Raw genomic sequence first — 22373 nt, 5'->3', positions numbered from 1 at the left:
TGTGGGAGCGGCGGTGCGGCGATCCGACTTGCCCGCGAAAGCAATCGACCCGACGCTACCGGTACAGAATCTGGTGCAAGCTCAAGAACAAACTTCAAGCCATAAAAAACCCGCTTTCGCGGGTTTTTTCATTACGCCATCTGAGGCTGTTCGCTCATTGGCTTGAGCGGTAGCAGTGGCGCGTGAGGGTCGGCCTTGACCGACTTGCGCCAGGCGTTGAGCCACTCTGGGTGACCTTCGCTCCAGACCTGCTCATGCAGGCGGGCCAAAGCCACCGGATCGCTCAGCAGTTGCACACGCTCATTGTTGGTCAGCCCTTCAGGGCCGACTTTCATGGCGTGACGAACCCGTTCGATCCGCAGCCATTCGATCGGCTCGGCCTGACCGTGACGGGACGTCGCCAGCGAACACGCCAGGGCGTTCTGCTGTGGATCGACCACCGAACGGACGAAGCCGTCGTTCAGTGCGTGCCAGCGGTTCTCGTGGGTGTACTGGTCGGTGGCCAGCAGCGCCTGTGGCGGATTGTATTCCTCAGGAATCAGGAACAGGCTCTCGTCACGGGACTTCAGGCCCAGGCCAACACGGCTGGAGATCACCGACACCGGGATCGACAGCATCAACGAACCGACAATCGGCACCAGCCACCACAGGAAGCTCGGGTTCAGCCAGATCACCAACAGTGCCCAGAAGAAGCCCAGCAGCGTTTGCGGACCGTGTCGCTTGACCGCCTCGCTCCATGGCGTGGAGTCGTCGTCACGTTGCGGCGAGTTCCAGGTCGCGGCCCAGCCGAGGAACGCGGCGAGGACGAAACGGGTGTGGAAAATCATCCGCACCGGCGCCAGCAGCATGGAGAACAACATCTCCAGCAGCATCGACAGGGTCACCTTGAACTTGCCGCCGAACTCTTTCGCGCCCTTGGCCCAGATCAGGATGATGCTCAACAGCTTCGGCAGGAACAGCAGCACGATGGTGGTCGAGAACAGTGCAATCGCCTTGTCCGGGTGCCATTGTGGCCACAGCGGATAGAGCTGGCGCGGTTCAAGGAAGTACTGCGGCTCCATCAACGTGTTGACCGCCAGCAGCGCCGTCGACAACACAAGGAAGAAGAACCACAACGGCGCCGACAGGTAAGACATCACGCCGGTCAGGAACACCGCACGGTGCACCGGGTGCATGCCCTTGACCAGGAACAGGCGGAAGTTCATCAGGTTGCCGTGGCACCAGCGACGGTCACGCTTGAGTTCGTCCAGCAGGTTCGGCGGCAGTTCTTCGTAGCTGCCCGGCAAGTCGTAGGCAATCCACACGCCCCAACCGGCACGACGCATCAACGCGGCTTCAACGAAGTCGTGGGACAGGATCGCACCGGCAAACGCGCCTTTACCCGGCAACGGCGCCAGGGCGCAGTGCTCGATAAACGGCTTCATGCGGATGATCGCATTGTGACCCCAGTAGTGCGATTCGCCCAGCTGCCAGAAGTGCAGGCCCGCGGTGAACAGCGGACCGTACACGCGGGTCGCGAATTGCTGCATGCGCGCATACAGGGTGTCCATGCCCGACGCACGCGGCGCGGTCTGGATGATCCCGGCGTCCGGCGTGGCTTCCATCAAACGCACCAGACTGGTCAGGCAATCGCCGCTCATTACCGAATCGGCGTCGAGGACGACCATGTACTTGTAGTCACCACCCCAGCGACGGCAGAAGTCGTCGAGGTTGCCGCTTTTACGCTTAACGCGACGGCGACGGCGGCGATAGAAGATCTTGCCGAAGCCCCCAGCCTCACGGCAGACGTCCAGCCAGGCCTGCTGCTCGGCAACGCAAATGTCGGCGTCGTTACTGTCGCTGAGCACAAAGAAGTCGAAGCGATCCAGATCACCGGTCGCTGCAACCGACTCGAACGTCGCGCGCAGACCCGCGAACACACGAGGCACGTCTTCGTTGCAGATCGGCATCACCAGTGCGGTGCGCGCATCTTTCGGAATTGGCTCGTTACCGGCGCTTTTACCAGAGATACGGTATTTATCGTGCCCCGTGAGCAACTCGAGGAAGCCCATCAGCGCAGTCCAGAAACCGGCCGACACCCAGCAGAACAAAATCCCGAACAGAATCAGGATGCTGGTCTGCAAGGCATACGGCAGCACTTGCGTGGCGGTTTGCAGCAGCGGTTGGTGCAGCACTTCGTTCAGGTCGACGAACGACCAGCCCTGGTACGGCATGATGCCTTTCATGTACCAACCGGCGACGATAGTCTGGCCGAGCATCAGCACCAACAGAATGTAGCGACGGATCGAACCCACGGTGCGCCAGCGCGCGGCCGGCAGGACGCGTTCGTCCTTCGGCGGCTGTGGCGGGTTGGTACGACCGGTCATCCGACGCCAGCCACGCACCAGAATGTTGGTGCGCCACGGCTCCGGCACAACCTTGGTCCGGCGGATTGGCGGGGTCGCCTTGAGGCAGACCCGACCATTGGCGTCGAGCGCCAGCATTTCCGCATCCTGCAACTCTTCGGCAGTGCTCAGGGTCAGGCGCTTGCCCACCGAAGCCTGGGCGGCCTCGGTCGGAGCGTCGAACGTGGATGACGACAGGCGTTCATGCAGCTCGCTGAAGGACCGGCAACCCGCGAGCTCCGCGCGTTGCTGGTCGGTCATCGGCAGATGCGCCAGATACTCGGCAAGAGTTTCTGGCTGTACTTGAGAATTACTCATCGGCAGGCAACTGGTAGCTCCAGGTCTCGGTCAGGACTTCTTCAGTCGGCGCCGATTCCGGTGTGGCTGGGGCCGCGCCGGCAGCGACAGGCTGCTGGGCGTCTTTGTTTTTGGCCTTGTCCTTGGCATCTGCAACCGGCTTGACGTCGGCCTGCTTGGCCTCCGCTGCCTTGGCGTCCTTGTCTGCTTTCTCTTGTTGCTTGGCAGCAACCTTGTCGGCCTTGGCAACCGACGAGTTCGACGCCGGAATCGAGGTCTTGGCCAAGTCCGCAGGCACGATGTTCTGCACCAGCGCGGCACGCATTTCGGTGGCCTTGCTCGGATCCTTGACCTTCATGCGCAGCGTCAGGCGCCAGCCCTTGGTTTCAGGGTTGTAGCGCACGCTGTTCTCGACCAGTTCGGCGTTGTCACCAACGCTGACCTGGCTGCGAACGTCCGCATCGGCAGGCAAAGCGGCCAGGGACGGACCTTCGAAATCCACAAGGTAAGCCACGCTGCCGTCCGGCTGACGAATCAGGTTGGACTGTTTAACGTCACCGGTGGAACGCAGGGTTTGTTTGACCCAGGCGCTGTCCGGGGCGTGGATCGACGCTTCGTCCATGGTCCAGTGCATACGATAAGCAACATCGAGTGGCTGGCCAGGTTCCGGCAACTTTTCCGGGTTCCAGAAGGCTACGATATTGTCGTTGGTTTCGTCGGCGGTCGGAATTTCGACCAGATCGACGGTGCCCTTGCCCCAGTCGCCCTTCGGCTCGATCCAGGCGCTTGGGCGCTTGTCGTAGCGGTCGTCGAGATCTTCGTAATGGCTGAAGTCGCGACCACGTTGCAGCAGACCGAAACCACGCGGGTTCTCGACCGAGAAGTTGCTGACAGCCAGGTGTTTCGGGTTGTTCAGCGGACGCCAGATCCACTCGCCATTGCCGGCATGGATCGCCAGGCCGCTGGAGTCATGCAGTTCACGACGGTAGTTCAGCACTTTCGACGGCTGGTTGGCGCCGAACAGGTACATGCTGGTCAACGGCGCGATACCCAGTTTGCCGACCTTGTCACGCAGGAACATCTGCGCCTTGACGTCGACAATGGTGTCGCTGCCCGGACGCAAGGTCAGGCGATAGGCACCGGTGGCACGTGGCGAATCCAGCAGCGCAAAGATCACCAGGTGCTTGTCGCCCGGTTTTGGCTGTTGAATCCAGAACTCGCGAAAACGCGGAAATTCTTCGCCGGATGGCAATGCGGTATCGAGCGCCATGCCGCGGGCGGACAGACCATAGACGTGACCCTTGCCGACGACGCGGAAGTAGCTCGCGCCGAGCATGGTCATGATTTCGTCTTGCTTGTCGGCCTTGTTGATCGGGTACAGCACACGGAAACCGGCATAACCCAATTGCTCAGTGGCCTTCGGGTCGAAGTTCAGGTCGCCGAAGTCGAAACGACTTGGGTCGTACTTGATCTCTTCGACAGTGTTCGCGGTGATTTCGTTGATTTTCACCGGCGTATCGAAATGCATGCCCTGGTGATAGAAGGACAGCTTGAACGGCGTCTTCTGATCAGCCCACTCGGCTTTTTCGGTCAGAAACCGGATTTTCTGATAGTCCGCGAATTTCATTTCACGGAATTCGTTCGGCAGGTTACTGCGCGGCGCTTCGTACTTCTGCCCGGCCAGCTCTTTTGCCTTGACCGATACATCATCCAGATTGAATGCCCAAAGCTGGCCGGCGCTGAACAGGCAGAGCAGTGCAGAGCCCGCTACCAGTGCGTTACGTAACCGTTTGGCAGACAATTTTGGTGCATTACAGGGACTAACAATCACGAGCAACCCTCGCCGAAAACAGATCAAAAAACCAACGGCCAGTTGAAGGGTTTGTGAGGAATGCGGTGTGAAAAAACCGACCCTACAAACCACTCTTGCCAAGTTGGCGAGCATTGTTCCGACTCCGCTGGGGCAAAATGATTCCCCAATCGGATCCAGACAAGTCTCTACCTAAGTCAAAATGGACCAACGAACGCCGATCCCCGTAGCGCGCGATTATCTAGTAGGCCGCGTTACAACGCATCAGGGGTAACAAAGTATTTATCGCGAAAAACCCCTGTTTGCAGCCGAAATGAGCTTAAAAACTTGTTTCAAGTGCTTTCAGGTCTGTAACAGGAAGGTTACCGGGCCATCATTGACCAGGTGCACCTGCATATCCGCGCCGAATCTACCCGATGCCACAGTGCCATGCACTTGTTTCGCTTTGGCTAATAGATAGTCGAAAAGCTCCTCTCCCAGCGCCGGAGGGGCCGCGGTCGAGAAACTCGGGCGCAACCCGCTCTTGGTATCGGCAGCCAGGGTGAACTGCGAGACCAGCAGCAACCCGCCACCCACATCCGCCAGGGACAGGTTCATCTTGCCCTCGGTATCGCTGAACACCCGATAGTTAAGCAGTTTATTGAGAAGTTTGTCGGCGCTGGCCCGGGTGTCCTCGGGCTCTACAGCCACCAACACCAACAAACCCTGGTCAACCGCACCGACCACCTCGCCCGCTACCTCGACTCGCGCGCCACGCACGCGTTGCAGCAAGCCTTTCATGCTTCTTCGGGCGCCAGGTCCAGCAAACGGTGAGCCATCTGCTTGGCGGCCCTTACCAGCGCGTCAGTGATGCCCGGTTCGGAAGCGGCGTGGCCGGCGTCGCGAATCACCTGCAATTCACTGTTCGGCCAGGCCTGGTGCAATTCCCAGGCGTTATCCAGCGGACAGATCACGTCATAGCGACCATGCACGATCACGCCCGGCAGATGGGCAATCTTGCCCATGTCGCGAATCAGCTGGTTCGGTTCGAGGAAGGCATTGTTCGTGAAGTAGTGACATTCGATGCGCGCAATGGATAACGCACGCTGCGGCTCGGAGAACCGATCGACCACCAGCGGGTTTGGACGCAGGGTTGCGGTGCGACCCTCCCAGGTCGACCAGGCCTTGGCCGCATGCATCTGGGCGATCTGATCGTTGCCGACCAGGCGCTTGTGGAAAGCGGTGAGCAGGTCGTCGCGCTCGTCCAGTGGAATGGGTGCGATGTAGTCCTGCCAGTAATCGGGGAACAGGCGACTGGCGCCTGCCTGGTAGAACCACTCGATTTCCTGCGGACGGCAAAGAAAGATCCCGCGCAGGATCAGGCCATGTACACGTTCCGGGTGGGTTTGTGCATAGGCCAGCGCCAGGGTCGAACCCCATGAGCCACCGAACAGCACCCATTTTTCGATGCCCAGGTGCTGGCGAATCCGCTCAAGGTCGGCGACCAGATCCCAGGTGGTGTTGTTTTCCAGGCTGGCGTGGGGAGTGGAGCGACCACAACCGCGCTGGTCGAAGGTGACAATGCGGTACAGGTTGGGATCGAAGAAGCAACGACTCTGGGCATCACACCCCGCGCCAGGGCCACCGTGGATGAATACCACCGGCAAACCTTGCGGTGAACCGCTTTCGTCAACGTACAGGGTGTGGGTCGCATCGACAGCCAGATCGTGCCGGGCGTAGGGTTTGATCTGCGGGTACAAAGTCTGCATTGCGCACTCCGTAAGGGGTCGAGGTCATCCCTGGGGGGACTTCTATTATTCTGCCGTGGGGCATCATAAACCCGATTTACGTCAATGAGCATGCCCAGCCTGGCAAGAGTTCGCAATCAAACCTGTGGCGAGGGAGCTTGCTCCCGCTGGGCTGCGTAGCAGCCCAAAAACCCTTCAACCGAGTTTTGTCAGATACACCTGACTGTCCGGGTTTACGACGGCTTCGCCGCCGGACGGGAGCAAGCTCCCTCGCCACAAAGGCCCACTTGCCAGCGTTTCGTGTTTAAGCGCTGTAGTGCTTTTCGCCCCACGCCAACAACCCTTGCAGCAATTCCTTCAACACCACTCGCGTCGGCTCCGCCAGGTCCGGGCGATAACGGAACGGCTCGAACTCTTCCATATACGTGCACTGCCCCAGCTCCAGTTGCGCGGCGTGAATGTTCTCGGCCGGGTTGCCGTAATGCCGGGTGATGTGGCCGCCCTTGAAGCGTCCGTTCAGCACGTGGGTGTAATTGTCGTGACGCGCACAGATGGCTTCCAGTTGCGTCGCCAACTGCGGATCGCAACTGGCGCCGTTGAAGGTGCCGAGGTTGAAATCCGGCAGCTTGCCGTCAAACAGGTGCGGGATCAGCGAGCGGATCGAATGCGCATCGAACAGCAGCGCGTAGCCAAACTCAGCCTTCAGACGCGCCAGCTCGTTTTGCAAGGTGCTGTGGTACGGCGTCCAGATCTGCTCAAGGTACGTCGCGCGTTCTTCTTTGGAAGGCTCCAGCCCTTCGCGGAACAAAGGCACGCCATCGAACAACGTGGCCGGGTACAGGCCGGTGGTTGCGCCGACATACAAAGGCTTGTCGTCGGATGGACGGTTCAGGTCGATGACGAACCGCGAATACTCGGCAGCCAGGGTGCTGGCACCCAGTTCAGCGGCGAAATCGTACAGCTGCGGGATGTGCCAGTCGGTGTCCGGCAGGCTTTTCGCCTGGGGGATCAATCCGGCTTCGACGGCCGGGGTCAGACGCACACCGGCGTGGGGCATGCTGATCAGCAGTGGCACACGGCCTTGTTTGAAGTTCAGAACCTTATCCACAACAGATCTCCTACAAACTTGATTCGACGCCGTGGCGCACGACGCGTTTTTCCAGGTCGCCGCCGAGCCAGTAACACAGGTCGGCCGGACGATCGATTTGCCACGCGACGAAATCCGCGACCTTGCCGGCCTCCAGCGAACCGTGGGTGTCGGCCATGCCCAATGCAGTGGCGGCATGAATCGTCGCGCCAGCCAGGACTTCTTCCGGAGTCATGCGAAAGCAGGTGCAAGCCATGTTCAGCATCAGGCGCAACGACAGCGCCGGCGAGGTGCCGGGGTTGAGATCACTGGCGATGGCGATTTTCACACTGTGCTTGCGCAGGGCTTCCATCGGCGGCAATTGGGTTTCGCGAAGGAAGTAAAAAGCACCGGGCAATAGCACGGCGACGGTGCCGGACTCGGCCATGGCGATGGCGTCGTCTTCGGTCATGAATTCCAGGTGATCGGCGGACAACGCGTGGTAACGCGCCGCCAGACTAGAGCCGTGCAGCGAGGACAACTGTTCGGCGTGCAGCTTCACCGGCAAGCCAAGTTCCTGAGCAATTATAAATACGCGCTCAACCTGAGCCGGGGAAAACGCCAGGTATTCGCAGAATGCGTCCACGGCGTCCACCAACCCTTCGGCGGCCAGGGCCGGGAGCATTTCAGCGCAGATGTGATCGATGTAATCGTCGGCGCGATCGGCATATTCCGGCGGCAAAGCATGAGCCGCCAGACAGGTGCTGCGCACACTGACCGGCAGTTCGGCGCCGAGACGACGGGCCACGCGTAGCATTTTGCGTTCGTTGGCCAGGTCCAGGCCGTAGCCGGATTTGATCTCGATGCTGGTGACGCCGTCGCGCATCAGGCTTTTCAGACGCTTGCTGGCGCTGGCGAACAATTCGTCTTCGCTGGCGGCACGGGTGGCGCGCACGGTGCTGGCGATGCCGCCGCCGCTGGCGGCGATTTCCGCGTAGCTGACGCCTTGCAGGCGCTGCTCGAATTCACCGCTGCGGTTACCGCCGAACACCGTGTGGGTGTGGCAGTCGATCAGACCCGGTGTGACCCAGGCCCCGTTCAAATCGTTGACCGCCGGGTACTCGCCCGCCGGCAGTTCAGCGCGAGGGCCGATCCACTCGATGAGCGCACCGGACGTCACGATGGCCGCGTCCTCGATAATCGAGTAGACGCCTTGGGCCATGGTTGCGACGTGGCAGTGTTGCCAGAGGGTTTTCATCCCTTAGTCTCCACAGTATTCAAAATCGAATCGCCAGCAAGCTGGCTCCTACAGGGTCCTGTAGGAGCTGGCTTGCCAGCGATGGGGGCATCACAGGCTAGGCAAAAGCTTGGTTGGAACCAGCTCAGTCAGGCACCGCGAAGCCAGCAGTTCAATCGCCGCATTGATGTCCGGTGCAAAGAACCGGTCCTTCTCATAAAACGGCACTTCTTTACGCAAAATGGCGCGAGCCTTTTCCAGTTTGGTCGAGGTCTTCAGGCCATTGCGCAGGTCCAGGCCCTGCGCCGCTGCCAGCCATTCAACAGCCAGAATTCCACGGGTGTTCTCGGCCATTTCCCACAGACGCTTACCGGCAGCAGGGGCCATCGACACGTGGTCTTCCTGGTTGGCGGACGTCGGCAGGCTGTCCACCGAATGCGGATGGGCCAGCGCCTTGTTCTCGCTGGCCAGTGCCGCCGCCGTCACCTGGGCAATCATGAAACCGGAGTTCACGCCGCCATTGGCCACCAGGAACGGCGGCAGTTGCGACATGTGCTTGTCCATCATCAGCGAGATGCGACGCTCGCTCAGAGAACCGATTTCCGCGATGGCCAGCGCCATGTTGTCAGCCGCCATGGCCACGGGTTCGGCGTGGAAGTTACCACCGGAAATCACGTCGCCTTCAGCAGCGAATACCAACGGGTTGTCCGATACAGCGTTGGCTTCGACGGCCAGCACTTCGGCAGCCTGACGGAACTGGGTCAGGCAGGCGCCCATGACTTGTGGCTGGCAGCGCAGGGAATACGGGTCCTGAACCTTCTCGCAGTTCTCGTGGGAATCGGACACTTCACTGCGCTCGCCCAGCAGATCGCGGTAAGCGGCAGCAGCGTCGATCTGGCCTTTCTGGCCACGGGCCGCGTGGATGCGTGCGTCGAACGGCGAGCGCGAGCCGAGTACCGCTTCAACGGTCAGACCGCCGAGGGCCAGGGCACCGGCAAACAGGTCTTCGCCTTCGAACAGGCCACGCAGGGCAAACGCGGTCGACACCTGCGTGCCGTTGAGCAGCGCCAGGCCTTCTTTGGCGGCGAGGGTCAACGGAGTCAGGCCGGCGACTTTCAGCGCTTCGACCGCTTCCATCCACTCGCCCTTGTAGCGCGCTTTGCCTTCGCCCAGCAGCACCAGCGACATGTGGGCCAATGGCGCCAAGTCACCGGAGGCACCCACCGAACCTTTCAGCGGAATGTGCGGATAAACCTCAGCGTTGATCAGGGCGATCAGCGCGTCGATCACCACGCGGCGAATGCCGGAGAAACCACGGCACAGGCTGTTGACCTTGAGCACCATGATCAGTCGTACCAGCTCGTCGCTGATCGGCTGGCCGACACCGGCCGCATGGGACAGCACCAACGAGCGCTGCAGGTTTTCCAAGTCTTCGCTGGCGATGCGGGTCGACGCCAGCAGGCCGAAACCGGTGTTGATGCCGTAAGCGGTGCGGTTCTCGGCGAGGATTTGTTCCACGCAGGCCACGCTGGCTTCGATCTGGGCCGAGGCGCTGTTGTCGAGGGTCAGTTTCACCGGTTGCTGATACACGTCACGCAGTTGAGCGAGGGTCAGTTGGCCGGGAATCAGGTTTAGCGCAGTCATTTTTGTGCTCCTTTTGAGAGTTTTTTATCAACTACCAGACGCTCCGGAGATGTCCGTTGTCCGTCGCTTCCGCCTTTTTGAGGGGGCTGGCGCCTTGGCACGCTGGTTTTGTATGGAAATCAGTTCAAGTTCGGTAAAGCTTTTTGCAACAAAGCAGGGTCTTTCAGAACACTGGCCGCAGCGGCAATGTCCGGCGCCAGCCAACGATCCTGATCGTAAGCCGGAACGCGCTCACGCAGCAGACGCCAGGCCGCATCGGTACCCGCGCCGAAGCGCTGCTCTTTCAGGAATTCAAACGCCTGGGCCGCCAGCAGATACTCGATGGCGAGGATCTGCGTGCAGTTTTCCAAGGCGCGGTGCAGTTTCAGCGCCGCGTTGGTGCCCAGGCTCAGGTGGTCTTCTTGCAGACCCGACGTCACGTAGTTATCCAACACTGCCGGTTGCGCCAACTGGCGGTTTTCCGCGCACAGCGAGGCGGCGACGTATTGCACGATCATCATCCCGGAATTCACTCCCGGGTTGGCCACCAGAAACGCCGGCAGACCGCTGACATGCGGGTTGATCAAGCGGTCCAGGCGACGTTCGGCGATGGAGCCGATTTCTGCCATCGCGATGGCCAGCAAATCCGCTGCCATTGCCACGGACTGACCGTGCGGGTTGGCCTGGGAAACGACGCGGTAGTTGTCCGCGGTGCCCAGCACCAATGGGTTATCGGTGGCGCTGTTGAGCTCGGTTTCGATCTGCTTGGTCGCGTGCGCCAGTTGATCGCGCGCGGCGCCGTGCACCTGCGGGATCGAGCGAATGCTCAGGGCGTCTTGCGTGCGAATGCCCTTGCTCTGGGCGATCACTTCACTGCCGTCGAGCAGTGCCCGCAGATTGATCCCGACCTGTTGCATGCCCGGGTGCGGCTTGAGCGCGATGATCTCGGCGTCAAACGCATCGATTTGTCCGCGCTGAGCTTCAAAACTCATGGCGCCGACCACGTCGGCCCATTCCAGCAGGCGCGTGGCATCGCCAATCGCCAGGCAGCTCAGGCCGGTCATGCACGGCGTGCCGTTGACCAGGCACAAACCATCCTTGGCACCCAGCTTGACCGGTTGCAGGCCTTCTTCAGCCAGCGCTTGCTGCGCGGAAACGACCTGGCCGCGATAGCTGACATTGCCGACACCCAGCAGCGCGATGCCGATGTGCGCCATGTGGGTCAGGTAGCCCACGGAACCCTGGGACGGTACTTGCGGGGTGATGCCACGGTTGAGCAGCGCCAGCAGGGCTTCGACGACCTGGCGGTGCAGGCCGGATTTGCCATGGCTGTAGTTGATGACGGCGGCGCACATGATCGAACGGGTCTGTTCGTTGGTCAGCGGTGTACCGACGCCGCAGGCGTGGCTGAGCAGCGTGTTGCGCGACAATTGGCTGAGTTGCTCGTCCTGCAGCGAGACGTTGCACAGCGCGCCCAGCCCGGTGTTGATGCCATAGGCGCGTTCGCCGCTGGTAACGATGCGCTGGACGATGGCTTGCGCGTTGTCGATGCGTGCCCAGACCGGCGCCGACAGCTCAAGCTGTGCGCCATGGCGGGCCACGGCGACCACATCCTGCCAAGTGACCTGCGCTTGGGTGATAACGATTTTTTCAGCCTGGGACATCTTTAACCTCGTACCTGATTATTGATGCAGCTTCACCGGCCCCATCGCTGGCAAGCCAGCTCCTACAGGGATTGTGTACACCTTGTAGGAGCCGGCTTGCTGGCGATGGGGGCCAGCACAACCACCACAAATTTCTTAAACCACCGCCGCCCGACGCTGCACAAAGCGGTCGACATATTCATCCGCCGGCGAATGCAGGATCTCTTTCGGCGTGCCGACCTGGATCAGGCGGCCGTCCTTGAGGATCGCGATGCGGTTGCCGATGCGCACGGCCTCGTCGAGGTCGTGGGTGATGAAGACGATGGTCTTGTGCAGGGTCTTTTGCAGTTCCAGCAACTGGTCCTGCATCTCGGCACGGATCAGCGGATCGAGGGCGCTGAAGGCTTCGTCCATCAGAATGATGTCGGTGTCCGCCGCCAAGGCGCGGGCCAGGCCCACACGCTGACGCATGCCGCCGGAGAGCTGATGCGGGTATTTGTTTTCGTAGCCCTTGAGGCCCACGGTGTTAATCCAGTGCAGCGCACGTTCACTGCACAGGGCGTTGCTTTCGCCACGGACTTTCAAGCCATAGGCGACGTTGTCCAGCACCGTCTTGTGCGGCAACAGGCCGAAGCTCTGGAACACCATGCTGATCTTGCGCCGACGAAATTCGCGCAGGGCTTCCATGTCGTATTGCAGGATGTCCACGCCGTCCACCAGGATCGCGCCGCTGGTGGGGTCGATCAGGCGATTGAAGTGGCGCACCAGGGTCGACTTGCCGGAACCCGACAGGCCCATGATCACGAAGATCTCACCGCTGCCGATGCTCAGCGACAGGTCATTCACACCGACCACGCAACCCGTCTCGGACAGCACCTGCTCTTTGGTTTTGCCCTGGCCGATCATGGCCAGCGCATCCTTGGAGCGGTTACCGAAAATCTTGAAGACGTTTTTGACTTCGATCTTGCTTACGGATGCGTTGTTCATTTGCTCACCTCATGCCGTGGCCGACCGTACGCCTGTGTAATGCGGTCGATGACCACTGCCAGAATCACAATCGCCAAACCCGCCTCCAGGCCGCGTCCGACGTTGAGGGTCTGAATCCCCACCAGTACGTCTTCACCCAAACCACGGGCACCGATCATCGAGGCAATCACCACCATCGACAGGGCCATCATGGTGGTCTGGTTGATACCCGCCATGATGCTGGGCAAGGCCAGCGGCAGTTGCACGCCGAACAGTTGCTGCCAGCGGTTGGCGCCGAAGGCGTTGATCGCTTCCATCACTTCGCCGTCGACCTGGCGGATGCCCAGATCGGTCAGACGGATCAGCGGCGGTGCGGCGTAGATCACCGTGGCGAAAATCGCCGGGACCTTGCCCAGGCCGAACAGCATCAGCACCGGGATCAGGTACACGAAACTCGGCATGGTCTGCATGATGTCCAGCAGTGGCATCAGCACAGAACGCAGGCGGTTGCTGCGCGCCGAGAGAATGCCCAGCGGAATGCCGATCAGCACCGAGATGACGGTCGCGACCATCATCAGCGCCAGGGTCTGCATCAGCTTGTCCCAGAGGCCGACCGCACCCACCAAAAACAGCAGACCGACGATCACGGAGGTGGTCACGATTTTACGGGTCGCGTGCCAGGCCACACCGGCCACGATGGCCAGCATCAGCCACCAGGGCGCCGCACGCAGCAGGCTTTCGAGATTGACGATGGCCCACAGCAGAGTGTCGGAAATGCTGCGGAACACGTCGCCGTAGTTGGTCACCAGCGAGTCGACCCAACCGTTGACCCAGTCAGCGATGGAAAAGGTAAAGCTTTCGGGAAACATAAGAGACTCTCAATCAAGGGGTTGCGATCAAGCATCCGACTGCCGTTGCCGACAGCCGGAGAAGCTCGACCTACAAGGCCGCGTCGATCTTTTTGGCTGCGTCTTCACTCACCCACTGGTGCCAGACTTCAGGATGTTCCTTCAGGAAGATCTTGGCCAGTTTTGGCGACTCGATTCGCTCTTTGCTCATGCGTGCCAGGTTCTGGTTCAGCAGGTCGATTGGCACGTTGACCTTTTCCAGCACGGCCACCAGCTCCGGGGCTTCGTCGTGGAACGTCTTGGACAGGCCGACCTTGATATCCACGGTCTTGTTCACGCCTGGTTTTTCTTCGAGTTTCACCACGTCGATCTGGCCCATCAGCGGGGTTGGCGACCAGTAGTAGAACAGGATCGGTTCGCCACGCTTGTAGCTCGACAGCACCGCGGCATCCAGCGCCGGGCCGGTGCCTGGGCGGAAGTTGGTGTAGCTGCTTTCCAGACCGTAGCTTTTGAGCATTTCGCTGTTGTCGAGCTCACAGGTCCAGCCGGCCGGGCAGTTGTAGAAACGGCCCTTGCCTGGCTCTTCGGCGTCCTTGAACACCGCGGCGTATTTGGCCAGGTCGGCAATGTTTTTCAGGTCAGGGGCCTTGGCTTCCAGCTTTCGCTTGGCATCGCCTTCGATGACGTAGCGCGGCACGTACCAGCCTTCGATCGCACCAACAACCGGCGCGCCGACGCCAACGACCTTGCCGGCTTTTTCGGCCTTGTTCCAGACCTCGCTGCGGCCGACCCACTCTTCGGCAAACACTTGAATATCGTTGCTGCCCAACGCGTTTTCCATGGTGATGGAGTTGCCCGGCAGGCTGTCAGTCTTGCAGTCGTAGCCTTTCTCCAACACGACTTGCATCACGTCGGTCAGCAGCATGGCGCTTTCCCAGTTCAAACCGGCGAATTTCACCGGCTTGCCCGACTCGCACCAACCCGCCGCCTGAGTGGCGCCGGCGCTGGCCAGCAGGCCCATGGAAAGCAATGTGGTCAGCAGGGTCTTGTTCGATTTCATTGTATTGACGCTCCTAATCATGAATGGGCTTACGGCAGTCAAGAGGCATCCAGCCCTGTCCACGTCCAGTCAGGCCTGCGCCGCAGCGCGACCCACATTCAGCTTTTGTTCGGTGATCGCGCCCTGCTCGACCGGCAGGATCAAATGATCAGGCACTGTGCCGTGCCATTTTTTTGCGCACACGTAATACAGGGCGGCGGGCAGCACCAGGCCGATGATCCAGGAAATATCCACACCCCCCAGGGCATCCACCAGCGGACCGGTATAGAACTTGGAGGAGATGAACGGCAGCTGCACCAACACACCGAAAACATAGACGCTGATCCCGAGAATGTTCCAGCGGCCGTAGCGACCGTTCGGGTCGGCCAGCGCCGGTACGTCATAGCGTTCGCGGGTGATGCAGTAGTAATCCACCAGGTTGATCGCGCTCCAGGGCGTGAAGAACGCCAGCAAGAACAGGATGAAGGACTTGAATGCACCGAGGAACGAGTGCTGGCCGAGCAACGCCATCAGGGTCGCCGCACCGACGATGACCAGCACGAACACCAGACGCTGCAAGCGCGTGACCTTCAGCTCACCACGGAAACCGCTGATGATGGTCGCGATGCACATGAAGCTGCCGTAGGAGTTCAGCGTGGAGATGGTGACCTTGCCGAACGCAATGCTGAAATACAGCAGCGCAGCGGTGGCACCGGCACCCCCCAGACCCACGATGTAGGCCACTTCGTGACCGGCGAATTGCCCGTTGGCCGAAGCGGCCGCGAACACGCCGAGGACCATCGCCACCTGTGCACCAATGACCGAACCTGCGCCTGCGGCGAAAAAGGTTTTCACCGAGGAAGTCTTGCTCGGCAGGTAGCGGGAATAGTCAGCCACATAAGGGCCGAAGGCGATCTGCCAGGACGCCGCGAGCGACACCGCGAGCAGGAAACTGCTCCAGCTGAAGTGGCGGATTTCCAACAAGGCGCCAACGTCAACCTGGCTCATCAGGCGGCTGAACAGATAAACAAAGGCAATCACGCCGATGACACTGGCAACACGGCCGATCCAATGGATCACCCGATAACCAAGCACTGTAACCAGCACGATGACACTGGCGAAAATGAGAATACCGACGGTGTCGCTCACGCCAAACAACTGGCCCAGCGCCTGGCCGGAAAGCACCGTGCCCGTTGCAGTGAAGCCCAGGTACATCAGGCACACCAGCACGATCGGGATGGCCGCGCCGTAAACGCCAAACTGCACCCGGCTGGAAATCATCTGCGGCAGGCCAAGCTTGGGCCCTTGCGCGGCATGCAGCGCCATCACGCCACCGCCAAGCAGTTGGCCGATCAACAGACCGATCAACGACCAGAACACATCGCCGCCCAGCACCACGGCCAGGGCCCCGGTGACAATCGCAGTGATTTGCAGGTTGGCCCCCATCCACAGAGTGAACTGACTCAACAGACGACCGTGTCTTTCCGCTTCAGGGATGTAGTCGATCGAGCGTTTCTCGATCAAAGGTTTGTTGCCTGCACGTTCGTTGCTGACAGCCATGATTCAACCTCTGTGGATTGTTATTCTGGGTTGTGTAACCCCTGTAGGAGCCGGCTTGCTGGCGATCCATGCGGCGCGGTGTATCTGGTGCACCGCATTGATGCTATCGCCAGCAAGCCGGCTCCTACAGGGCAAGCATTACTTGCCGGTGATCATCGGCAGGTTCAGCCCTTGTTCCTTGGCGCAGTCGATCGCGATCTGGTAACCCGCATCGGCGTGACGCATCACACCAGTGGCCGGGTCGTTGTGCAGCACGCGAGCGATACGCTCGGCCGCTTCATCAGTACCGTCGCAGACAATCACCATGCCCGAGTGCTGGGAGAAGCCCATGCCGACGCCGCCGCCGTGGTGCAGGGACACCCAGGTCGCACCGCTCGCGGTGTTGAGCAGAGCGTTGAGCAGTGGCCAGTCGGACACGGCATCGGAACCGTCCTGCATCGATTCGGTTTCGCGGTTCGGGCTGGCGACCGAACCGGAGTCCAGGTGGTCGCGACCGATGACGATTGGCGCGGACAACTCACCGCTGCGCACCATTTCGTTGAACGCCAGACCCAGCTTGGCGCGCAGACCCAGGCCAACCCAGCAGATACGTGCCGGCAGACCCTGGAAGCTGATGCGCTCGCGGGCCATGTCCAGCCAGTTGTGCAGGTGGGCGTCGTCCGGGATCAGTTCTTTGACCTTGGCGTCGGTCTTGTAGATGTCTTCAGCGTTGCCCGACAGTGCGGCCCAACGGAACGGGCCGATGCCACGGCAGAACAGCGGACGGATGTAGGCCGGTACAAAGCCCGGGAAGTCGAATGCGTTTTCCACGCCTTCTTCCTGCGCCATCTGACGGATGTTGTTGCCGTAGTCGAAGGTCGGTACGCCCATTTTCTGGAAGTCCAACATCGCTTTGACGTGCACGGCCATCGATTGCTTGGCGGCTTTGATCACAGCAGCAGGCTCGGTCTTGGCACGAGCGCGGTACTCGTCCCAGGTCCAGCCGGCCGGCAGGTAACCGTTAAGCGGGTCGTGGGCGCTGGTCTGGTCGGTGACCATGTCCGGGCGCACGCCGCGTTTGACCAGTTCCGGCAGGATTTCAGCCGCGTTACCCAGCAGCGCGATGGAGATCGCCTTGCCTTCTTTGGTGTATTTGGCGATGCGGGCCAGTGCGTCGTCGAGGTCTTTTGCTTGCTCGTCGACGTAGCGGCTTTTCAAACGGAAATCGATGCTGACCTGCTGGCATTCGATGTTCAGCGAGCAAGCGCCGGCCAGGGTTGCAGCCAGCGGCTGGGCGCCACCCATGCCGCCCAGGCCAGCGGTCAGGACCCACTTGCCTTTGAGGTCATCGTTGTAGTGTTGGCGACCGGCTTCGACGAAGGTTTCGTAGGTGCCCTGGACGATGCCCTGGCTGCCGATGTAGATCCAGCTGCCGGCGGTCATCTGGCCGTACATGGCCAGGCCTTTGGCGTCCAGTTCGTTGAAGTGTTCCCAGCTCGCCCAGTGCGGCACCAGGTTGGAGTTGGCGATCAGTACGCGTGGTGCATTGGTGTGGGTCTTGAATACGCCGACCGGCTTGCCGGATTGCACCAGCAGGGTCTCATCGTCGTTCAGGTTGGTCAGGCTTTCGACGATCTTGTCGTAGCATTCCCAGTTACGTGCCGCACGACCGATACCACCGTAAACCACCAGTTCTTTAGGGTTCTCGGCGACTTCCGGGTCGAGGTTGTTCATCAGCATGCGCAGCGGTGCTTCGGTCAGCCAGCTCTTGGCGGTCAGCTTGTTACCGCGGGCAGCGCGGATTTCAACGTCACGAAATTTAGTCACGAAAAGAACTCCTCAGCAATCAATCCAAAACCAGCCCGGGTAGTGGGCGAGCAAGCCGATGGGCATCAGTGCACACCGGCGAATCAGTGGACGACGGTTGAGTCTTCGTGACTCATACGCATACGTCTTTACTTGTACATACAAGCATATGCAATCAAGCGGCCAACTTGTTGGATGGGTGTTCAAGAAAAATTCTGAAAGGGCTGGAGAGCTCATGGAACAAGGGTTGTGGCGAAGATGAAATTTTCTGCGGGGATTTTTTGGAGGTCGCGACGATTGTTACTGAAGCGTGGTTTTGAGCCACGCTGGGGCGTTCGGTAACAAAGTGGTGCGCGATGGGGAACAGCTTTTCGTAGGGGCCGGCTTGCTGGCGATAGCGTCCTTAAGATAGCTATCGCCAGCAAGCCGGCTCCTACAGGGTGGGGTTCAGCGCTCTGTCAATTCGATCACGCAACAGGCGCCGCGAATGGAAACCTCGAGAAGACCTATGTTACCAACAAGCTGAAGGCAATCATGGCGACCCAGCTGCGAAGCACTGTTACCGACTTTCACTTCCAACGTTTCGCTGATGCTGAACACCAACACGGTGCCCGCCGAACTGAAGAACCGTTGCTCCCCACTCAACCACTGCAACCGCGCGGCATAACGCTGCGGTGCATAGATGAGGTTGAAATCGCGAATCGGGCCAGCGAGCAATGTGCAGGAAACCTTGCTCTCACCACTAAAGGCAAACGGGTCCAGCGGTAACAGCGACCGAGTGTCCTGACCATCCACCGTCAGGGTCATGCCATCGCCCTGCAACACGGTGATCACCCGCTCGTAACCGGCGAAGGTGGAAAACCCGCCCGACTCGCCAATGTCGGCAATCGACAGGCGCCAGCCAAAGCCATCCAGGCCAGTGCCGGCATCACGGGTAATTTCTTCAGTACTGCCGCCGCCGTTTTTCCACGGCATGCGCGGGTAATCTTTGGCGCGTAGAACTTTCAAACTGCTCATTTGTGAAACCGACCTTCCAGACGATGACGGGAACCCGGGTGGATCAAGCGAGCAGCAGTCACTGGCTGACGGCCGGACCAGGTGCGGCGACGGATCAGCAGGCACGGCTCGCCTTTTTCAATCTGCAGCAATTTGCATTCAGACGCCTCGGCCAGGATCGCCTCGACCACATGTTCGCCTTCGGTCAGTGGCGCGACCTGATTGAGATAGGCGTAAGGCGTTTGCAGAGTGAAGTCCTGCTTGAGGTAGTCCGGCGCCACCAGCGCGTTGACGAAACGGTCTTCGATTTGCACCGGAATATCGTTTTCGAAATGCACGATCAGCGAGTGGAACACTTTCTGACCTTCGCGCATGTCCAGCGCCAAAGCGCGCTCGGAGCCGGCAGCCTCTTCTTCGAGGGTGATGACCTTGCACGTGTGGCGATGACCGCGAGAGGCGATTTCGTCGGCGATGTTGTGCACTTCGAACAGGGCGGACTGGCTTTTCGGCTCGGCTACGAAAGTGCCGACCCCTTGCATGCGCACCAACAGACCGTCGGCGGTCATCTCGCGCAAGGCGCGGTTGATGGTCATGCGGCTAAAGCCCAACTGGCTGACCAGTTCGCTTTCCGACGGAACGCGATAGTGCGGCGGCCAGTTACCACTGTCGATTTGCTGGGTGATCATCTGTTTGACGCGGGCGTACAAGGGCGCCGGACTGTCGCCCATGTTCGCGGCCAACGGAGAAACTGGAGGCGGAGTCGGCACGGTTAATCCTTGGTCGTTTAGTGAATGTCGCTAGCTTGCCGGAGTTTACCGAGCAGGCAAACGTCTGTATATGTATATACAAATAACACACGATGGGGTGCTGAACCATGTCCGCCTTCTTTGCCGAACGCGCGCTGCTGCCTAGTGGATGGGCCAACAATGTACGTCTTGAGGTCAGCGCCGAGGGCGTATTGACCCATATCCAGGCCGATTCCCATGCAGATGGCGCCGAACGGTTGAGCGGTCCGCTACTGCCGGGCATGCCGAATCTGCACTCCCACGCCTTCCAGCGGGCCATGGCCGGGCTGGCGGAAGTGGCGGGCAATCCGAACGACAGTTTCTGGACCTGGCGCGACTTGATGTACCGCCTCGTCGGAAAAATCAGCCCGGAGCAACTCGGCGTCATCGCCCGTCAGCTGTACATCGAAATGCTCAAGGCCGGTTACACCTCGGTGGCGGAGTTTCATTACGTGCACCACGACAACAACGGTCAGCCTTACGCTGATCCGGCCGAACTGGCGCTGCGCATCAGTCAGGCCGCCAGCTCCGCCGGGATCGGCCTGACCCTGCTGCCGGTGCTGTACAGCCATTCCGGTTTCGGCGGCCAAGCGCCAAACGAGGGTCAGCGCCGCTTTATCAACAGCACTGAAAACTACCTCACGCTGCAATCGAGGCTGCAACCGTTACTGGCGCAGCAACCGGCGCAATCGCTGGGCCTGTGTTTCCACTCGTTGCGTGCGGTCACGCCGCAGCAGATCAGCGAAGTGCTGGCAGCCAGCGACAAGCAATGCCCGGTGCACATCCACATCGCTGAACAGCAGAAAGAAGTCGACGACTGCCTGACCTGGAGCGGTCGTCGTCCGCTGCAATGGCTGTACGAAAATACTGAAGTCGATCAGCGCTGGTGCCTCGTCCACGCCACCCACGCCAACCCGGAAGAAGTCACGCTGATGGCCAAGAGTCGCGCCATTGCCGGCCTGTGCCTGACGACCGAAGCCAACCTCGGCGACGGAATTTTCCCGGCAGTGGATTTCCTCGCCCAGGGCGGACGCATGGGTATCGGGTCCGACAGCCATGTGTCGCTGAGTGTGGTGGAAGAACTTCGTTGGCTGGAATACGGCCAGCGTCTGCGAGATCAGCGACGCAACCGCTTGTATGGCGCAGATCAACCAATGGTCGGACGCACCTTGTTTGATGCGGCGCTGGACGGCGGCGCTCAGGCGCTGGGGCAACCGATTGGTGCGCTGGAAGTCGGCAAGCGCGCCGACTGGCTGGTGCTGGACGGCAACGATCCGTACCTGGCGACAGCCAATGGTGACGGGATTCTGAATCGCTGGTTGTTTGCCGGTGGAGATCGTCAGGTGCGGGATGTATTGGTGAATGGCCAGTGGGTGGTGCGTGACGGGCGGCATGCGGATGAAGAGGACAGCAATCGCGCCTTCACCCAGGTCCTGCGCGATCTTCTGGGCTGACCTAAAACCCTTGCAGGAGCTGGCTTGCCAGCGATGAGGCCGTCAGATTCAACATCATTGTTGCCTGACAGGCCGCCATCGCTGGCAACCCAGCTCCTACAGGGGTTGCGTGATTAGTTCGAGGTCTTCGCCATCTGCGTATCCGACGCCCGCCAGATCAGCCGCGTGGTGTCGTAACCCTGCTGACGCGCCTTGCTTAGCAGTTCTTCACGCACCACACCGTTTACGGTGGGTGTGCGCGACAACAGCCACAAGTATTTGCGGCTCGGATCACCGACGATGGCGGTCTTGTAGTCATCGCTGACGTACAACACCCAATACTCGCCCTTCGCCGTACCCGGAATCAGCCGCGAAAACCAGGTATCGAACTCGACCCACAATTTGTCGGTCTTGCCCGGCACCTGTGGATAAGCGGTGCCCTTGACCTCCTCCCATTGCCACTGCGCCGTCAGGCAGCGATTCAACACCCCGACGTTGCCGTCGGGTTTGAGCGTGTAATGAGCTTCGGATTGCGCACAGTCGCGCTGGAAGTACATCGGCAAACGGGCCAATTCGTACCACTTGCCCTGGTAACGCTTGAGGTTGACGCTGTTGACGGTTTTTGGCGCCAACGTATCCTGGCCAGACGTGGCACAGCCAGCCAACACCAGGCCGGCAAAAAGGATGATAAATAACCGCTTCATTGTTCTTCTCCCGTGGGCAGTCCGCCCCGGTTTACTTCAGGCCTTGGCCAGAAAACATCAGCACTTTTTCACCGGCATACTGCACGCTGATAAAGCTGTTCTTGTCACCCCAGGTGCAGCTGGACATGCCGAGCGCGCCTGAACAATCGGCGGGCTTGCCCAACAGGGTTTCGACCTCGGCCTTGGTCATTCCTGACGAGAGCTTCGAATAGTTTTCCTGATTGACCTTGCCGCACGCAGCGAGCAACACGCAGAAGGAAAGCAGGGCGATGGAACGCAGCGACATGGTGTAACTCCGGGGTGTAGGGGAATGGCATGGCTGCCAAGCTGAAGCTTAGAAGAGAAAACCCCTCTCTGGTTCCCTGACCCCATGGCTATTTGTTGGCCCGCTCGTCATCCATCGGCCGAAAAACCAATCACTTTTTTTGTCTATCCGGTTTTTCGTCGATTTTCATCAAATCCGCCTAATC

General features: G+C 60.2%; 18 protein-coding genes. 1 reads left to right on the top strand and 17 read right to left on the bottom strand.

Annotation, left to right across the window (positions count from 1 at the left end):
* Positions 1 to 131: 131 nt before the first annotated feature.
* From mdoH to hutC, 15 genes are all read right to left on the bottom strand, one after another.
* Positions 132 to 2702, bottom strand: a complete 2571-nt coding sequence (mdoH, locus tag CKW15_RS05270) for a glucans biosynthesis glucosyltransferase MdoH (protein WP_095058327.1) — start codon at positions 2700 to 2702, stop codon at positions 132 to 134.
* Entirely contained in the window at positions 2695 to 4512 is a 1818-nt protein-coding gene (locus CKW15_RS05265) for a glucan biosynthesis protein G (RefSeq protein WP_095058326.1), read from the bottom strand. The genes mdoH and CKW15_RS05265 overlap by 8 nt, the downstream gene beginning before the upstream one ends.
* Before the next feature lie 321 nt (positions 4513 to 4833).
* A complete protein-coding gene (dtd, locus tag CKW15_RS05260) occupies positions 4834 to 5271 on the bottom strand; it encodes a D-aminoacyl-tRNA deacylase (RefSeq protein ID WP_095058325.1) in 438 nt (145 codons plus the stop codon).
* Entirely contained in the window at positions 5268 to 6239 is a 972-nt protein-coding gene (gene pip / locus CKW15_RS05255) for a prolyl aminopeptidase (RefSeq protein ID WP_095058324.1), read from the bottom strand. The genes dtd and pip overlap by 4 nt, the downstream gene beginning before the upstream one ends.
* Before the next feature lie 283 nt (positions 6240 to 6522).
* A complete protein-coding gene (hutG, locus tag CKW15_RS05250) occupies positions 6523 to 7326 on the bottom strand; it encodes an N-formylglutamate deformylase (protein WP_095151756.1) in 804 nt (267 codons plus the stop codon).
* Between the two features lie 10 nt (positions 7327 to 7336).
* Positions 7337 to 8542, bottom strand: a complete 1206-nt coding sequence (hutI, locus tag CKW15_RS05245) for an imidazolonepropionase (protein WP_095151755.1) — start codon at positions 8540 to 8542, stop codon at positions 7337 to 7339.
* Positions 8543 to 8632: 90 nt separating this feature from the next.
* Positions 8633 to 10165, bottom strand: a complete 1533-nt coding sequence (gene hutH, locus CKW15_RS05240; RefSeq protein ID WP_095151754.1) for a histidine ammonia-lyase — start codon at positions 10163 to 10165, stop codon at positions 8633 to 8635.
* Between the two features lie 119 nt (positions 10166 to 10284).
* Entirely contained in the window at positions 10285 to 11808 is a 1524-nt protein-coding gene (hutH, locus tag CKW15_RS05235) for a histidine ammonia-lyase (protein WP_095058320.1), read from the bottom strand.
* A gap of 135 nt (positions 11809 to 11943) precedes the next feature.
* Complete coding sequence (locus tag CKW15_RS05230; RefSeq protein WP_095151753.1) at positions 11944 to 12774, bottom strand: glycine betaine/L-proline ABC transporter ATP-binding protein; 831 nt, start codon at positions 12772 to 12774, stop codon at positions 11944 to 11946.
* Positions 12771 to 13622 carry a proline/glycine betaine ABC transporter permease gene (locus CKW15_RS05225; RefSeq protein ID WP_095058318.1) on the bottom strand — a complete coding sequence of 284 codons (852 nt, stop codon included), beginning with the start codon at positions 13620 to 13622 and terminating at the stop codon, positions 12771 to 12773. The genes CKW15_RS05230 and CKW15_RS05225 overlap by 4 nt, the downstream gene beginning before the upstream one ends.
* A gap of 70 nt (positions 13623 to 13692) precedes the next feature.
* Complete coding sequence (locus CKW15_RS05220; protein ID WP_095058317.1) at positions 13693 to 14661, bottom strand: ABC transporter substrate-binding protein; 969 nt, start codon at positions 14659 to 14661, stop codon at positions 13693 to 13695.
* Positions 14662 to 14730: 69 nt separating this feature from the next.
* A complete protein-coding gene (locus CKW15_RS05215; RefSeq protein WP_095058316.1) occupies positions 14731 to 16200 on the bottom strand; it encodes a cytosine permease in 1470 nt (489 codons plus the stop codon).
* A gap of 138 nt (positions 16201 to 16338) precedes the next feature.
* Positions 16339 to 18006, bottom strand: a complete 1668-nt coding sequence (hutU, locus tag CKW15_RS05210; RefSeq protein ID WP_095151752.1) for a urocanate hydratase — start codon at positions 18004 to 18006, stop codon at positions 16339 to 16341.
* Positions 18007 to 18432: 426 nt separating this feature from the next.
* Positions 18433 to 19002, bottom strand: coding sequence for a HutD family protein (locus CKW15_RS05205; RefSeq protein WP_095151751.1), 570 nt, complete (start codon positions 19000 to 19002; stop codon positions 18433 to 18435).
* Complete coding sequence (hutC, locus tag CKW15_RS05200) at positions 18999 to 19709, bottom strand: histidine utilization repressor (RefSeq protein WP_172435301.1); 711 nt, start codon at positions 19707 to 19709, stop codon at positions 18999 to 19001. The genes CKW15_RS05205 and hutC overlap by 4 nt, the downstream gene beginning before the upstream one ends.
* Before the next feature lie 146 nt (positions 19710 to 19855).
* Between hutC and CKW15_RS05195 the strand changes: the two genes are divergently transcribed.
* Positions 19856 to 21220, top strand: a complete 1365-nt coding sequence (locus CKW15_RS05195; RefSeq protein WP_095151750.1) for a formimidoylglutamate deiminase — start codon at positions 19856 to 19858, stop codon at positions 21218 to 21220.
* A gap of 113 nt (positions 21221 to 21333) precedes the next feature.
* Here the strand turns inward: CKW15_RS05195 and CKW15_RS05190 are convergent, their stop codons facing one another.
* Together CKW15_RS05190 and CKW15_RS05185 are read right to left on the bottom strand one after the other, a co-directional pair.
* Entirely contained in the window at positions 21334 to 21903 is a 570-nt protein-coding gene (locus CKW15_RS05190) for a lipocalin family protein (protein ID WP_095151749.1), read from the bottom strand.
* A gap of 31 nt (positions 21904 to 21934) precedes the next feature.
* Positions 21935 to 22189 carry an outer membrane protein assembly factor BamE gene (locus tag CKW15_RS05185; RefSeq protein ID WP_095058311.1) on the bottom strand — a complete coding sequence of 85 codons (255 nt, stop codon included), beginning with the start codon at positions 22187 to 22189 and terminating at the stop codon, positions 21935 to 21937.
* Positions 22190 to 22373: the final 184 nt, after the last annotated feature.

This window comes from Pseudomonas sp. Irchel s3b5 (assembly GCF_900187435.1).
Classification (GTDB): Bacteria; Pseudomonadota; Gammaproteobacteria; order Pseudomonadales; family Pseudomonadaceae; genus Aquipseudomonas.
This window is presented reverse-complemented; position numbering and strand designations above follow the sequence as displayed.